Here is a 14854-nt window from a genome sequence, read left to right on the forward strand (position 1 = left end):
AATTAGCCATTCCATCATCCTTCATCACCGTCCATCTCATCATCCTCTTTCATAGACAGGTCGAAATATTGAGAGACGAATGACGCCATCACCGTCAATCCAATCCCCACAGAGATCATGTATGCTATTAGAAACCCCCTAGCTCCTGCTATGCCTGTAAATTCCGTCACAGGCCAAAATGCGGGCATATTAAGCCACTGCGCAGTGGCGAGGCTGAAAAGGATACACAACCAACCGGCACCATTATACAGGAACAAGCCGAAGCTCTTGAAGAAAACATTCACTGACTCGGGCATTTTTTCTCTGCCTTTGTCCGTGCCAAAGACGGTTATGTAAAGGATGAATCCTGTGGCGAGTATTGTCCCACCTTGAAATCCGCCTCCAGTCCCACCCGTCCCCATCATAACATAGAGCCCAAATAACAAGATAAAAGGGAACATCAGACTCGCCGTCACCTCAATTACGACATCCCTTTTATATGCCCTCTTCTCCTGGGTCATAGTCTCCCTCGCCTCCTCAGCAGCAATATAACGCCAATAGCGCCGGTGAGGATGACGGTCTCCTCGCCCATTGTATCGTAACCTCTGTAATCAGCAAGCCCGGCAGTCACGATGTTTATGGTGGCCGTCTCCTCTTCAGTCAGTTCATTGATCCTAACCGGAAAATTATATCTGTAGACGGTCAAATTTCTATTTTCTTCTTTAATAAAATAATATCGTATAAGTTCATTATAAAATATCTCGCCTTCATTGATAAGAACATCCCAACCCCCTTCTGAGAGCCGACCCCCCTCGAACGATCCCTTTTCGCTCCACTCGATCCTGTAATTCCCCTCTTCCAGGGTTGGATAATTCTCCTCTTTATTAAATCCCATATCTTCTATTTTGATTTTGATTTGCAAAGGAAGAATGCCTGCATTTAAGCTCTCCACCAGGCCATCGGCATCAACGTTGAAAAGCTTCACATATTTATTAACAGGAGAATTCTCATCACCGAAAGCTGGCAGGTCCTCGACCACATATATCGACAAGGCAATCAAGAGGATGGCGGTAATGAATCCCGATATCGTCAGTGGTTTCATTGCGGATGGTTTCATTTCTTCTCCCACCTCGGCACTCTCGATAAACAGGCCATCATTAGGGCAGTCGAGGCACCGGCACCTACTGCCGCCTCGGTAAATGCTACATCGCATGAGCCCATCTGCAGCCAAACATTGGCCATAATAAAGCTATAAGCGCCCATCAGGACGATGGCAGCCAAAAGGTCCTTTACCCATAACGCTGCCACGGCAATAATAAGAAGGAATAACAGTAACAATAAGTCAATAGGAAGTATCATTTCTTTGCCTCCTTTATTCCTCCATAAAGACATGACCCACTTTTTTTTGCATGGTCTGGTCTACGGTAAGAGATTCTGCAGGCTCTTTGGCAATGGCATGCACTATGTATCTCCCTTTCTCAGGCTCGATATCTATGGTTATTGTCCCTGGAGTCAATGTGATGGAGTTTGCAAATGTGACTAGGGCGAAGTCGCTTCTCAGAGTTGTATCAAATTCTATGATTCTGGGGTCTACCGGCAGAATGCCCAGGACACGTTTTGTCACATCAATAGTGGCCAGATAAATTTGCCATAACTCCCATCCGATATAAGGAATTAATCTTCGTATCTTCAAGAGCACATTCTCGCCTCGGCTGGGCACGAAGATCTCGTAGGTGAGGAATGAGACAATCAATGCTGCCAATATACCTCTTGACGATACTTTTAAGAGATCGTAGGGTTCGAGAAGATAAACGGTCCAGGCAGATAGGAGCATCCAGAATGCGAACATGACGCAAAAAGTCAGGGCAATTGAGAAGGCCATGCTTTCTTTTTTCATAGCTGTCATCTCTCCATCACATCCTCTTGTCGCCCTTCCTCCAAACCGGCAAGCCGCTAGCATATGCAGCTTTCATCAAGGCATGCGTACCTGTAGGACCGACCAACAGGTAAAAAGCCGACACGAAGATCAGTTTAATCGTGATAAAGCTCAATCCTTCATAGGTCATGCAACCTACTATTATGAGGATCTGTCCAAGTGTGTCGCATTTTCCCGTAGCATGCAACCTGGTATAGAAATCAGGAAACCTCAACAGCCCCGCTGTTCCAATTATCATGAAGAAGGCTCCTGCCGCCAAAAACATTGTAGCTACCAAGTCTATCGCAAGCATAGTTCTCCTCTTTCTGCATATTTGGCGATAATTATCGTTCCAATAAATGCAATTACAGCATACATGAGTGCAATGTCGATGAATTCCGGTCTTTCGATGATATAGCCCACCACGATCAAGAGCACAATCGCCTTCGTGCCTATCACATTCGCAGCAACGATACGGTTGAACGTCCCCGGTCCATAGATAGCTCTGTACGAGCACACTAGAATTGTGCTCGCTATTATAATTCCAACGACAAGAAATGGGATAATCATCACTGATAATGTTGATAATACTTATATATGTAGTTTTCGAAGCCGTGTTCGACGATATGTATATTCTTAATTGGAAATATATATAGATTCGACGAGTCTCTGCGAACAATTATCTGCACTTAGTCAATAATTTATCGTGTCAATTGAAACTAAATTAATTTACTAGCTCAGTGAGATGATGATCCTTGTAAATATTGAATTTAGGAATATAGATTTAATGATAATAACAGTGTAATTGATAAGTCGCCTGAGTTAATGCATATCGACTCGTAGATGTGAGTTCGGAGTCTATCGAATCCCTGGTCGCGCACAGGAGTGGCTGAAAACCGCCAACATACGAGATGGTGAATATTGCTGGAAGAAATATACCTTTTGCTACTGCTTTCCGGCGATGATTTCAGCAGACGTCACCTGCAACCAAACGCACAACATGATAATTATCTTTTTGTTTTTGATAAATTCAACGAGATTGGCGAAAACTTCTTAATTAATAAATGTTATTGATCATGATTGGAGTAAATAGCATGGAGATCTTGCATTTAGTGAGGTCTAAGACTTCACATTCTCAAGACGAGCTGATCGCTAGGGCGGCCAGATCCTGGGACCCTGAGTTTCCTGGACGGATGGAGCTTCCTCGCAAATATGCCGCGGTATGCAGGGAGACCATAGTACTCGCCAAATCTAAACAAAAAGATCCCAAAGAGGTGTTGCCCGAAGTCTGCCGGATCAGGGGAATAGATGAATCAGAGGCTATTGAAGCGCTGGATGCTCTGGCTTTAAGCATCGATGAGGAAACTTATCCCTCCAGGAGGAAACAAGGGATGCAAGCTGCAATAACCTCAAAAACCAAAGACCTCTTGGCGCGCTTGAGGTGATGCGAGAGGATTCCGACATGGAGAACTACATTTGCATATAGCAGCGATCACTTAGAATAAATCTTATTGAATAAATATAGAAGAATGTTATCTGCGGCATTAGCGATCTTTTCTGGAGTGCCTTAAACCAGGTGTAGTAATATACCACCTTCCCTTCTTGCCTTTCAGGAACTCCATGGATGCCGCATAGTCTTCAAAGTAATGAGCTTCTCCACTATCCAAATTTATCACAGAGATCCTCCTTTCCATGACGAATCCCTTCTGTTCCAGCAAATCCTCGACCTCCTGGCGCAGCTTGCTCTTCTTTTTGATCAGGAGATGCTCTTTCTCAGGACTGCAGTCTGGCATCGCCGCCGCATCCCTCATATACGGGCGGGCCTGGCCAACTCCAAAGCCCACCTTATGTACTCTGCCGCAGGAAACTCATGCACCGTGGTGACCACAATGAGACCCTCTCCGTGCCTGGCCATGACCAGAATGGCCCTGCCCTTATCGTCCTTTATCACCGTCTCGAAGCCCTCTCCTGGAATGAGGTAGCCGTCGCACTCCGGGTTGGTGGTGCAGATCAGGCAGGAGCAATCCCCCTCAGAGGGATTGACACTCTGAGTGCTCATTTCGCACTTGTATTTCAAGGGGAGAGGTAGCCAATCAAAGTCATGCTCCGGGACCAGGGGGCCGAACACCGTCAGCACCCCGCCATTCATGACAAAGCGTTCTATATTCGATTTCATCCTCTCCAGACCGGGAAGGATCTGGGAATAATCCGGATTGGCAAAGCCGGAGGGAATCATCACCATCTTGTACTGGGGCAAAAATGGGCTTCCCAGGATGTTTGGCGACAGGAACTGGTAGCTGGCCCCTACATCCTGGAAGAGCTTCTCGAAGAGCAGAGTCCTCTGGCCGATGAGTGCGATGTCTGGCATATGCCATTATCTTAGCCAGGCAAGGGGAAAATCTTTATGGTTCCCATGGTTTAATATCTCTGCAATTATGATTTTGCTCCATAAAGCTTATTACTAAATATCACCTGTATTTTAAACGCGATTATACATGGAACAGGAATTAATGAGGATAGGCGTCTCGCTACCTGAAAAGCTTCTTTCCAGGTTCGACGAGATAATATTGAAGCGCGGCTACTCCTCGCGCTCCGAGGGTATAAGGGATGCAATCAGAAACTACATCGTCCACTACGAATGGATGAGCGACGTGCAGGGGGAGAGAGTAGGGGTCATCACCCTGGTCTATTCCCATTCCCAAAGGGGCTTGGTGGAGAATCTGACTGAGATCCAGCATGATTCGGGCGATATCATCCAGTCCAGCCTCCATGTCCATCTGGACCACGACAACTGCCTGGAGGTGATTGTCTTGCGGGGAGAGGGCAAGGACGTGAGAGTGGCGGCGGAGAAGATGATGTCCCTGAAGGGTGTGAAGCATGTCAAACTGACCACCACCTCCATGGGAAAGGAGCTGTAGGCTCTGCATCGAGAAGTTGGCACCCAAGAGAAAAGCAATATCCCGATGCCACCGGAAGAGATTGCTCCAGGGATATATATCCTGCATGAAAGGGATGGTGCGCGGCTAGCGACGAGATCGTCCGATCCCGTGCCCGTTTACGGCGAACGCATCCACAATGGATATCGCCTCTGGGACCCATATCGCTCGAAGCTCGCCGCCCTCATCCTGAAGGGAAAATGGCAGACTCTCCCCTTGAAGAGCAACTCCCGGGTACTCTACCTGGGAGCATCCACTGGCACCACCGTCAGCCACGTGGCGGATATTGTCTCAGAAGGCCTGGTCTATGCGGTGGAGTTCTCGGCCCGCTCCATGCGCGACCTGGTCCGGCTGTGCGAGAGACGCAAAAACATCATTCCCATCCTCGCCGATGCGGCAAAGCCGGAGGAGTATGCTCCTCTCCTGGAACCGGTGGATCTGGTCTACCAGGATGTAGCTCAGAAGAATCAGGCCCAGATCGCCTCTCTCAACTGCGCGAGGTACCTGGGCCAGGGAGGCGAGCTGTGTCTCATGCTCAAGAGCCGCTCGGTGGACACGACCGCCCCGCCTCAAGCAGTTCTCCAGTCAGAGCTAAAAAAGCTGGAAGGGCTGGAGCTTATTAAGATCATGAACCTGGAGCCATTCCACCTGGACCACTGGGCGGTGCGGGCCAGGTGGAATCCGGGCCCATCAGAAGAGGGCCATTGATACCCGGATATTATATTTATTTTATTTAACCGATTATCTTGTGAATCTCATCAGAGATTATATTGGGCAGCAGCCTGACGTAGCCCACCAATGGTATCTTCACCCTGGCCACCCCTATGACCCACTCATCCTTCACCGGGGTCAGATAGCTGATCCCATCTCCCACAAAGGTTCCATTCTCGGTCTGGTAAAGGAGCAGGCCGGTGTTCTTGTCCAGATACACGTCATCGCCCACCCGCATGATATCATCGCGATGCTGATCGAAGTACGACATATTTGCCATGCCCAGGGTCTGGCCTGCCATCTGGTCGATGACCTCATTATGATCCCCTTTGGTGATATAGCCAGCAAACGGCGCTCCAGGCCCTCCCTCCCACATCGGCTCATTCTCCTCCACGTGATATAGAGCACGATGGATTATGGGTATGGCCTTGCCCTGGCCGGGAGGCATTCCCAGGACCATTTTGAGCTGGTCGAAGAGGTTCAGGCTCTCCTTGCCATAAGGCCGATAGAGGATGACGTCCCCAGGATTGTTGAATGCAGTGTAGTTCATCTTTTCTCCCTCATCCCAGGGAATCACCTCGGTGCGGCTTGCCCCCTGAACGAGGATAATATCTCCCACATTGAGATTGGGCACCATGCTTCCCGACTCCACAGCCACCATAGGCGTCCAGAGGCCCAGAGTTATCTGGGAGAGGAGGGATATGGCTCCCACCACCACTACAACGAAAATTATATCTTTGGCCAGCTGGGGGATAGGCAGACTGTCAAACCATTCTCCGATCTTCATCAGCCACATTTATCAGTTGGTACATTCTTATACTCCTTTCGATGCTGCAGATATCCCCCAAGTCGGCCAAGAGCGTTCCAGCCCAGGGCAGGGAGACTGTGCAGAGGTTCGCCGAACAGGGCTACCAGCTGGAGCCGGAGGCCCTTGAGGCCATATGCCGCTATCAGGGCAGCCAGGAAGAGCTCTTCCGGCGCATAATCGGCAGCATAGATAGATCCCTGGCGGTGATCGGAATGCAGCACATCAACGGCCTCATCCAGTCCTCTCCAAAAAATGGAATTGGTCATGCCGCATCCACCACCCCCATCCAGAGAAGGAGCACCCACATCCTGCCAGCTTCATCCAGAACTCCTTCCCGTCCATCCTTCCCTTCCGCCTCCAGGACCCCGCCCTCCTCGATCGAACCATCAGCATCTGAGATCACCTTGGACTCAGCGCCCTCCGATCCTCATACCCAGGGCTCTGCTCAATTGAGCTGCGACATAACCGGGCGGTCGACCTGTGTAGGCGAGTACGATGATTTCGTCTGCTACTTTCGGGACAGATATGCAAAGATCAGAGAGATCCTCTCCCGCCGGATCAACTCCCGGCCGATAGAGTCCTTGAGCAAGAGCACATCGGGCAGAGAGGTCTCTCTAATCGGCATGGTCCTGGATATCAGAAATACCTCCAAAGGCAACCGGGTGATAGAGCTGGAGGATCCCACCGGGATGATAGTGGCGGTCATCCAAAAGGATGGGGAGGCCTATGAGGAGTCAGGACAGATAATTCCGGATGAGGTCATAGGAGTCACGGGCATTTCAGACGGTAATGGAAGGATCTTCGTCAAATCGCTGCTCTGGCCCGATATGCCCAATCAGACCGCCTCCCTGGAGAAAGGTAGCGGCCATGCCATACTCATATCCGATCTTCATGTGGGGAGCAAGTATTTCATGGATGAGGCCTGGCAGAGGTTCTCCGACTGGCTGAACGGAGAAGCGGATGATCCCAGTGGGCTTGCCTCCCAGGTGGAATACCTGGTGATCGCCGGAGACCTGGTGGATGGGATTGGAATTTATCCTGGCCAGCAGAACGATCTGGCGATAATGGATATCTATTCCCAGTACGAGGCGGCTGCAGGGCTGCTAAATGCCATAAGAAGCGACATCAAGATCATCATCTCCCCGGGCAATCACGACATAGTGCGCCAGGCGGAACCCCAGCCCGCACTCCCTCCCGAGGTGCAGAAATACTTCCGACCTGATATGCTCTTCGTGGGCAATCCCGCTTGGGTTACATTGAGCGGCATATCGGTGTTGATCTACCATGGCCGGAGCATAGACGATCTCGTCCTCCGCCTGCCCGGAATCGCCTATGCCAACCCAGAGAAGGCGATGATAGAGATGCTGAGAAGAAGGCACCTCTCCCCAATCTATGGCAGCCGGGTGTCTATCGCACCGGAGAACGAGGATCATTATGTCATCTCCCATCCCCCGGCAATTCTCCATTGCGGGCACGTCCATACCGTGGGAATCGCCCGCTATAAAGGAGTGGCAGCGATAAACAGTGGCACTTGGCAGTCGCAGACTGATTTTCAGAAGAAGATGAACATTCAGCCGGTTTGTGCAGTGGCGCCAATGGTAGACCTGGCCACATTAAAGGTTCGAAAGCTAATATTCGCCTGATTCATCTTTATAAACACAACAAAAAAATTTTTATAGTAATAGAGAGAGTAGTATATCCGGCGAATACGATCATAGGTAGGAGGAATACGAATATGGCGGAATAAATCACCGGGCAATGAGTGCTCCTCAAACTGCAGGTACAATCGATGGCGGTTAGTATCTCTTACCAAAAAAGATAAATATTATAGAGAGAAATTGTATCGATATCAAACAACGAAAGGGGTGAAATTATTAGACAGAAGGGTGTTATTTTAGTGCTGGCCATAGCTATGCTGTCAATACCTGCATTTGCACAGGGCATGGGCGGCAGTGGCAGCATAGATATCTTCGGAAAGAACGGCGTGATATTCCAGACAGAAGGTTCAGCATACCTTTTCCCGGAATTTCAGGATACCAATGCGGATACGATGGTAATCGGAAATGACAGAGCAATGGCCTTTGGAGTGCCATGGCACAGGGCTCCAGTAACTTTAGCTACCAATAACCTGGAGGTCATAAAGAACCAAGACACTGGTGACTGTGAATGCTGCGAGGAAGAATGCCAGGACTGCTGCATCAAGGTCAATATAGACCAGATCAAGATCGGCAATAGAGACGCTCTTGCATTCGGATTTGCCTCCGCCACCAACAACGTCAAGGTGATAGCCAACCAGCAGTGATATCAAGCCAGTCGAATCAGACAGGATTGGACATGAAGATTTCAAGGAGACCCGCCGATGCAATAAAAGCGGGTCTTCTAATAGTTTTTCTCTTATCGGGCCCAGTCTTAGCCGGGCAGAGCCAAGACAGGCCCATCACCTCATGTGAGATCTCAAATCACCTTGATCAAACGCCAACCGATGCCTTCATCGGCCCAAGAACAGATTCCATTCTGCTCTCACAACCCAGAGAGATGCTCATGCCAGATATGGCTGCTTTAACCGCAAAACTGGAAAATCTATCCGCAGCCTACGCCCAGAGGCAAGGGGAGCTTTTTCCCAACAGCCTCCAGAAGAGCAGCAGCAATTGCAGCGATCCGGATCTCAGCTATCAGGATATAGGCCTTGAGGGCCAGCTTCGAAACCGCCTGGACATAAGAGTATCAGGAATATCCGTTCGCGCCATCAACACCGTGGAAGGTGGGAAGGCCACCGCCACCTCCAACATAATCATCGAGCCGGTGCAGATCATCCAGCTCCCTTGCCAAGCAGCAGATAAGCTGAGATGATCAAGGGCCGCTAAAGATTATGGGGAGAAGGGGTCCAGAAGATCACGACAGTGTCCCGACAAGAGCCGGGATGGCTGTATCAGGCACGCTTCGGATCCTTATCCCTCTCTTTCTCCATCGCCTCTTTTGCCAGCCGGATGGCACACAGCTCAGAGCACATGGTGCAGGTGTCGGTCTCCAATCCTCGCCTGTGTCTGATCTGCTTAGCTCTTGCCGGATTTATCGCCGCCTGGAACTGGCCATCCCAGTCCAGAGCGGCTCGCGCCCGGGACATCTGCAGATCCCAGGATCTAGCTCTTTCTCGCACCCCCGGCCGGGTGAGGTCGGCTGCATGGGCAGCGATCCGGGTGACATAGGTTCCCTCGATCACGTCCTCTCTATTGGGCAGGTCGAGGTGCTCGGAGGGGGTTGTGGCACAGAGGAAGTCCGCTCCCGCCATGCCAGCGATCACGCCACCCATGGCAGCGGTGATATGGTCGTACCCGGGGGCGACGTCCGTCACCAGGGGTCCGAGAAGGTATAAGGGCGCTCCGCCGGTCAAATGCTTCATCGCCCTCACACTGGTCTCGATCTCATCCGCGGGCACATGCCCCGGCCCCTCCACCATGGCCTGCACTCCCGCAGCTCGCGCCCTTTTAACCAGCTCACCGAGCATGATGAACTCCATGTACTTGGCCCGGTCAGATGCATCCTCGATGCACCCTGGCCGCAGACCGTCGCCCAGCGAGAGGGTCAATTCATACTCCCTAGCTATCTCCAGCAGGTAGTCGAACTCCTGATAGTAGGGATTCTCCTCTCCAGTATCGGCGATATATTTCATGGTCAAAGAGCCGCCCCGGCTCACCAGCCCCATCAGTCGAGGGTCCTGCCTGAGCCGCTCCAGGGATATCTTGTTCACCCCGGCATGAACGGTGACGAAGTCCACCCCATCTCGAGCATGTCGCTCCAGGGCATCAAACATCCCCTGGCTGGTCAGCTCCTGTTTGACGGCGGCCTGGTAGATGGGCACTGTGCCCAGAGGCACCTTCACTGCTGCCAAGATCTTCTTGCGCACCAGGTCCAGGTCACCTCCAGTGGACAGGTCCATCACAGCATCCGCTCCCGCCTCAGATGCAGCCAGAGCCTTTTCCACCTCTACCTCCGCGGAGTCGAGGTTCTGGGATGTGCCCAGGTTGACATTCACTTTAACGGCTAGCATCTCCCCTATGCCTGCCGGATCCAGCCCCTCGCGGCGGACATTTCCCGGGATGACCACCCTGCCCGCGGCCACCAGCCGGGCCAGCTTTGCCGGATCTATTCCCTCTTTTCTTGCCACCCGTTCGATACTTTGGGGCACGCGCCCACTGCTTGCCTCTTCCATCAGGGTCATTGTTACCAACTAATATATTGTAGGAGCAACTTTCTCGCTGCAGGTGTTTATCAATGGTTGAAGTGCATAAGGTTAGCGGTGCCGCCTTCGATGGCAATGTCTACCTGGTCTTGGATGAGAAGCCCATTCTGGTGGACGCGGGCATGATGGCAGGGCCGACCTTAAAGAACATCAAGAAATTCATCGATCCAGCCAAGATCGAGCTGATCGTCCTCACTCACTGCCATCACGATCACTCCGGTGCCGCTCCCGCCCTTAAGGAGGCGACAGGAGCACGCCTGATGCTGAGCGAGAAGGAGGTGGGCTGCATAGGAGATGAGCTGGCATCGGTTGCATACCTCTTCGGCCAGCAGGCCCCGGAGTACAAAGTGGACGAGACCCTGAAAGAGGGGATGGTCCTGGATATTGGGGAATGGAAGCTGGAGGTCATGGAGACCCCAGGGCACTCCACCGGAAGCCTGTGCCTTTATGAGCGAACGGAAAAGGTGCTATTCTCCGGAGATACAGTATTCCCTGACGGTAACATCGGCCGGACGGATATGTTCGGCGGAAGCACCGACGAATTGGTCCGCTCCATCCAGAGGCTGACAGAGCTGGATGTCAAGGTTATGTATCCCGGCCATATGGATATAACCAGCCAAAATGTCAATCGCCAGATTCAAATGAGCCTGAGGTTTGCCAAGAGCATCTAGCGGGATGGGTGTCAATCTCATGACAGACAAGAAAGATCTAGTGAAAAGGGAATCCGAATCCATATTCCAGACCTACGGCCGCCAGGACGTGCTCCTCGTCAAGGGAAGCGGTGCTCATGTTTGGGACTGCGAAGGCAGGGAATACCTGGACTTCGTCGCCGGCATAGCGGTGAACAGCATAGGCCACTGCCATCCGAAGTTGGTGGAGACGGTCAGCCGCCAGGCTGCAGCTCTCATCCACACCTCCAACCTCTACTACACCGAAAACCAGGTCCTTTTAGCGGAAGAGCTGAAGGGGCTCACCGGCATGGACCGGGCATACTTCTGCAACTCTGGAGCGGAGAGCATAGAAGCGGCGCTCAAGCTCGTCCGCCGGGCAACGGGCAGGGCGAAGATCGTGGCGGCGGAGAGGGCCTTTCACGGTCGCACCCTGGGGTCCCTTGGCCTAACACATAAAGCCGCTTATAGGGAGCCGTTCCGGCCGCTGAGGGAAGCGGAGTTCGTCCCCTACAACGATAGCGAGGCTATGAAGGCAGCAGTCACCTCCGAGACCGGAGCGGTGTTCCTGGAGCCGGTACAGGGTGAGGCAGGAGTCTATGTGCCGGACGGGGACTATCTCAGAACAGCGCGAGACATATGCGATGACCAAGGAGCCCTTCTCATCCTGGATGAGGTGCAGACCGGATTTGGACGGACCGGCAGGTGGTTTGCCAAGGAGCACTCCGGGGTTGTCCCTGATATCATCTGCCTGGCCAAGGCCATTGCCGGAGGCCTGCCCATGGGAGCGATGCTCGCCCGTGGCAGCTCTTCTGAGTCCTTCCAGAAAGGAGACCACGGCTCGACATTCGCCGGCGGCCCCCTGATCTGTGCTGCCGCCCTGGCAACGATCGATGTCATACGAGAGGAGAAGCTGGTCGAGCGCTCAGAGGAGTTGGGCAGATATCTTAAGTCAGAGATAGAGAAGCTCAATCCCAGGGAGGTTCGCGGCCTGGGGTTGATGGTCGGCCTGGATCTGAATTGCGACTGCAAATCGCTGGTGGAGAAGGCCCTGCAAAAGGGAGTGCTGATCAACAACACTGGAGAGCATACCCTCCGCCTCATCCCGCCCCTGGTGGTTACGAAGGAGGAGATAGACAGAGTGGTGGAGGTAATAGGTGAGCTCCTCTAGGCAAAGCGCCAGGGAGAGCCTGAAGAGGCTGCGCCCCTATGTGGCAGGCAAGGGTTTCACTGAGATCTCACGCCGCTATGGTCTCGACCCGGCGGATATCGTAAAGCTGGGAAGCAATGAGAATCCATACGGTCCCAGCCCTAAGGTTTTTGAAGCCCTGCAGAATGTCTCCCCGGAGAGGTATCCGGAGCCCGAGGAGCTGATGGAAGGGCTGGCCAGATACACCGGCTCTCCGGAGGAGATGCTGGTCATAGGAGCGGGCATGGACGGGGTGATGGACACCCTGACCCGGCTCTTTTTGGAGAAGGGCGACCGAACCTTCATCCCCACCCCCACCTTCAGCTACTATGAGATCCTGACCGTTCTGGCAGGGGCAGAGCCGGTATTCTCCCCCCTGGGACCGGACTTCCGGATTCAGGAGACGGTTCCAAAGGAGGCAAAGATGGCTTTCATCTGCTCGCCGAACAATCCCACCGGAAACGCCCTTAAAGAAGAGGAGCTGTGCCGTCTGCTGGAGACGACGGAAGCCATCGTCTTTTTGGACGAGGCTTATGTAGAGTTTGCAGAGCGGAGCCTGGCGGAGCTGGTGAGTAGATACGAGAACCTGGTGGTGGGACGGACTCTATCCAAAGCCTTCGGCCTGGCGGGGATGCGCCTGGGCTATGCTCTGATGCCCGAGTGGATAGCCCAGGAGTTCTGCCGGGCGGCTCCGCCCTTCTTTGGCATCTCCAGCGCCTCAGTTGCTGCCGGCGCAGCAGCGCTCGCGGATCTGGACTTTATGAACGAATCGGTGAGAAAGATAAGAATGGAGCGCAGTCGCCTGCAAAAAGAGATCAGGTCTTATCCCTCCCAGGCCAACTTCCTCTACCTGAAAACCGAGGAAGCCTCGGACTCATTTGCAGAGAAGTTCCTGCAAAAAGGTATCATCATCCGCGACTGCCGCTCATTCCGGGGAGCGGGAGAAAATCACGTCCGGGTAACAGTGGGAACGGCAGAGGAGAACGACCGGTTCCTCGCCGCCTTCAGGGAGATCCGGCGCTGATATGCAGATCGCCCTGACCGGCACTCCAGGGACGGGCAAGACCACCGTTGCTCATCTATTGCCTTACCGGGTGATAGACATCAACGCCTTAGTTAGGGAGGGCCTGAACTTCGGCACCGATCCGAAAAGGGGCTGCCTGGAGGCGGACATGGATGGACTGGCTGAGCGCCTGGTGGAGATGGATTCTGACCAGATCTCTATCCTTGAAGGCCACTTCTCCCATCACTTCGCCCAATGGTCGATAGTCCTCCGGCTGGCTCCACGGAAGCTGGAATCCCGGCTGGAAGAGAGAGGTTACTCGCCCGAAAAGATAAGGGAGAACCTGGAGGCTGAGGCTCTGGACGTGATCTTAGTGGAGGCCGTTGAGTATTGCCAGCGGGTGGACGAGATAGATGCCACCGGACGGACCCCCCAGGAAGTGGCCGATCTGGTGGCAAAGATAATCGAGGGAAAACTGGTGATGCCTCCAGGCCAGGTGGACTGGCTGGAGGAGTTCTTTGGGTAAATCGAGTTATCTCAAAATTCAGGACTCGAGCGCCCGGGCAATTATCGGAGCCACAGAGACGGTGCTCACTCCCTTATCCAGGGTGTCAGTGGCCAAGACGCCCTCAACCCCGGAGCGGTAAAGCTTAAGGACCGCCGATCCGGTGAGGACGGGATGCACTGCTGCCAGATAGACCCGGGCGGCGCCCTGTGCACGCAGCATCTCTATGGCCGTGGCCATGGTGCCGCCGGTGGCGATCATATCATCGAATATCACCACGTCTCTATCCCGGACGTCGATCTCTTTAGGAGCCATGCGGACCTCGGTGCCGGAGAGGCGGGTCTTCTGCAGGTAATCGCTATCCGCTCCCAGGGCGGCGGCGGCAGTCCTGGCCATGGCCACTGCTCCCTTGTCCGGGGATATGACCACCGGGTCCTTCAGGCCGAGGGAGGCCACATTTTCCGCTAAAAGCGGCGTTGCATCCAGGTTGTCCGCCGGACAGCAGAAATGATTCAGGATGGATGGAGAATGGATGTTTACCAGATGGACCCGGCCCTCTTTCAAGAAGGGATTCAGAGCTCTGGCCACCGCCCTGGCGGTCATGGGCTCCCCGGGCTTGAAGATCTTATCCTGGCGGGCATAGCCGAAGTAGGGTATAACCAGATCGATGCTGCTCTCCTGGCAGATATCCAGGAGCTGGAGCAGATAGACCAGATCCCTATCAGTAGGGGTGGACTGGATTATTGCCACCTTATCGTCGAGCGGTGCCGTCACCTGGGTATATGACTCCCCATCGGGAAAGGTCTTGTAGTCGCATAACGCCAGCACCTCACCCAAAATCGCCGCCACCCTGCCCGCCAAAAGCTGGGAAGCCGGACCTCCTATGATCACTCTTTATCC

Annotated in this window: 21 protein-coding genes; 10 read left to right on the forward strand and 11 right to left on the reverse strand. The window is 53.1% G+C overall.

Annotated features, from left to right (window positions below; translation table 11 throughout):
• Positions 1-14 precede the first annotated feature (14 nt).
• The 6 genes from MCON_RS15150 to MCON_RS06840 are packed head-to-tail and all read right to left on the reverse strand — an operon-like array spanning position 15 to position 2464.
• Entirely contained in the window at positions 15-500 is a 486-nt protein-coding gene (locus MCON_RS15150; RefSeq protein ID WP_052297537.1) for an MnhB domain-containing protein, read from the reverse strand.
• Positions 497-1096: a hydrogen gas-evolving membrane-bound hydrogenase subunit E gene (gene mbhE, locus MCON_RS06820; protein WP_048132055.1), complete on the reverse strand. Its 600-nt coding sequence runs from the start codon at positions 1094-1096 to the stop codon at positions 497-499. Before mbhE ends, MCON_RS15150 begins: the two co-directional genes overlap by 4 nt.
• The gene (locus MCON_RS06825; protein WP_048132057.1) at positions 1093-1338 is read right to left on the reverse strand and encodes a Na(+)/H(+) antiporter subunit B; all 246 of its coding nucleotides are present in this window, start codon (positions 1336-1338) and stop codon (positions 1093-1095) included. Before MCON_RS06825 ends, mbhE begins: the two co-directional genes overlap by 4 nt.
• 13 nt (positions 1339-1351) lie before the next feature.
• The gene (locus tag MCON_RS06830; protein ID WP_013719273.1) at positions 1352-1876 is read right to left on the reverse strand and encodes a Na+/H+ antiporter subunit E; all 525 of its coding nucleotides are present in this window, start codon (positions 1874-1876) and stop codon (positions 1352-1354) included.
• Positions 1877-1892: 16 nt separating this feature from the next.
• Positions 1893-2207 carry a monovalent cation/H(+) antiporter subunit G gene (mnhG, locus tag MCON_RS06835; RefSeq protein ID WP_048132059.1) on the reverse strand — a complete coding sequence of 105 codons (315 nt, stop codon included), beginning with the start codon at positions 2205-2207 and terminating at the stop codon, positions 1893-1895.
• Positions 2195-2464 carry a monovalent cation/H+ antiporter complex subunit F gene (locus MCON_RS06840; protein ID WP_013719274.1) on the reverse strand — a complete coding sequence of 90 codons (270 nt, stop codon included), beginning with the start codon at positions 2462-2464 and terminating at the stop codon, positions 2195-2197. The genes mnhG and MCON_RS06840 overlap by 13 nt, the downstream gene beginning before the upstream one ends.
• A 542-nt stretch (positions 2465-3006) precedes the next feature.
• Here MCON_RS06840 and MCON_RS06845 point away from each other — a divergent pair.
• Positions 3007-3339, forward strand: a complete 333-nt coding sequence (locus MCON_RS06845) for a hypothetical protein (protein WP_162145006.1) — start codon at positions 3007-3009, stop codon at positions 3337-3339.
• 99 nt (positions 3340-3438) lie between these two features.
• Here the strand turns inward: MCON_RS06845 and MCON_RS06850 are convergent, their stop codons facing one another.
• On the reverse strand, positions 3439-3738 hold the full coding sequence (locus MCON_RS06850; protein ID WP_157863713.1) for a hypothetical protein: 300 nt from the start codon (positions 3736-3738) through the stop codon (positions 3439-3441).
• On the reverse strand, positions 3702-4262 hold the full coding sequence (locus MCON_RS06855; RefSeq protein WP_013719278.1) for a hypothetical protein: 561 nt from the start codon (positions 4260-4262) through the stop codon (positions 3702-3704). The genes MCON_RS06850 and MCON_RS06855 overlap by 37 nt, the downstream gene beginning before the upstream one ends.
• Before the next feature lie 127 nt (positions 4263-4389).
• On the opposite strand from MCON_RS06855, the gene nikR reads away from it, so the two are divergent.
• Positions 4390-4812 (forward strand): nickel-responsive transcriptional regulator NikR, encoded by a 423-nt coding sequence (nikR, locus tag MCON_RS06860; protein ID WP_048132064.1) that lies wholly within the window; start codon positions 4390-4392, stop codon positions 4810-4812.
• A gap of 45 nt (positions 4813-4857) precedes the next feature.
• Complete coding sequence (locus MCON_RS06865) at positions 4858-5538, forward strand: fibrillarin-like rRNA/tRNA 2'-O-methyltransferase (RefSeq protein WP_013719280.1); 681 nt, start codon at positions 4858-4860, stop codon at positions 5536-5538.
• Between the two features lie 25 nt (positions 5539-5563).
• On the opposite strand, the gene MCON_RS06870 is transcribed toward MCON_RS06865, so the two are convergent.
• A complete protein-coding gene (locus MCON_RS06870; RefSeq protein WP_013719281.1) occupies positions 5564-6337 on the reverse strand; it encodes a S24/S26 family peptidase in 774 nt (257 codons plus the stop codon).
• Between the two features lie 32 nt (positions 6338-6369).
• On the opposite strand from MCON_RS06870, the gene MCON_RS06875 reads away from it, so the two are divergent.
• From MCON_RS06875 to MCON_RS06885, 3 genes are all read left to right on the forward strand, one after another.
• Positions 6370-7992, forward strand: a complete 1623-nt coding sequence (locus MCON_RS06875) for a DNA-directed DNA polymerase II small subunit (RefSeq protein WP_013719282.1) — start codon at positions 6370-6372, stop codon at positions 7990-7992.
• A gap of 269 nt (positions 7993-8261) precedes the next feature.
• Complete coding sequence (locus MCON_RS06880) at positions 8262-8651, forward strand: hypothetical protein (protein ID WP_157863714.1); 390 nt, start codon at positions 8262-8264, stop codon at positions 8649-8651.
• A 32-nt stretch (positions 8652-8683) separates the two neighbouring features.
• Positions 8684-9199, forward strand: coding sequence for a hypothetical protein (locus MCON_RS06885; protein ID WP_013719284.1), 516 nt, complete (start codon positions 8684-8686; stop codon positions 9197-9199).
• Positions 9200-9278: 79 nt separating this feature from the next.
• On the opposite strand, the gene thiC is transcribed toward MCON_RS06885, so the two are convergent.
• Positions 9279-10568 (reverse strand): phosphomethylpyrimidine synthase ThiC, encoded by a 1290-nt coding sequence (thiC, locus tag MCON_RS06890; protein WP_013719285.1) that lies wholly within the window; start codon positions 10566-10568, stop codon positions 9279-9281.
• Positions 10569-10621: 53 nt separating this feature from the next.
• Between thiC and MCON_RS06895 the strand changes: the two genes are divergently transcribed.
• The 4 genes from MCON_RS06895 to MCON_RS06910 are packed head-to-tail and all read left to right on the forward strand — an operon-like array spanning position 10622 to position 13975.
• The gene (locus tag MCON_RS06895) at positions 10622-11260 is read left to right on the forward strand and encodes an MBL fold metallo-hydrolase (protein WP_013719286.1); all 639 of its coding nucleotides are present in this window, start codon (positions 10622-10624) and stop codon (positions 11258-11260) included.
• Between the two features lie 19 nt (positions 11261-11279).
• Positions 11280-12428, forward strand: a complete 1149-nt coding sequence (locus MCON_RS06900) for an acetylornithine transaminase (RefSeq protein ID WP_013719287.1) — start codon at positions 11280-11282, stop codon at positions 12426-12428.
• Positions 12415-13470: a histidinol-phosphate transaminase gene (hisC, locus tag MCON_RS06905; protein ID WP_013719288.1), complete on the forward strand. Its 1056-nt coding sequence runs from the start codon at positions 12415-12417 to the stop codon at positions 13468-13470. The genes MCON_RS06900 and hisC overlap by 14 nt, the downstream gene beginning before the upstream one ends.
• A 1-nt stretch (position 13471) precedes the next feature.
• Positions 13472-13975, forward strand: a complete 504-nt coding sequence (locus tag MCON_RS06910; RefSeq protein ID WP_013719289.1) for an adenylate kinase family protein — start codon at positions 13472-13474, stop codon at positions 13973-13975.
• An 18-nt stretch (positions 13976-13993) separates the two neighbouring features.
• Here MCON_RS06910 and MCON_RS06915 read toward each other — a convergent pair whose 3' ends face one another.
• Positions 13994-14845, reverse strand: a complete 852-nt coding sequence (locus MCON_RS06915; RefSeq protein ID WP_013719290.1) for a ribose-phosphate diphosphokinase — start codon at positions 14843-14845, stop codon at positions 13994-13996.
• Positions 14846-14854: the final 9 nt, after the last annotated feature.

It is taken from the genome of Methanothrix soehngenii GP6, from assembly GCF_000204415.1.
In the GTDB taxonomy this organism is placed as follows: domain Archaea; phylum Halobacteriota; class Methanosarcinia; order Methanotrichales; family Methanotrichaceae; genus Methanothrix; species Methanothrix soehngenii.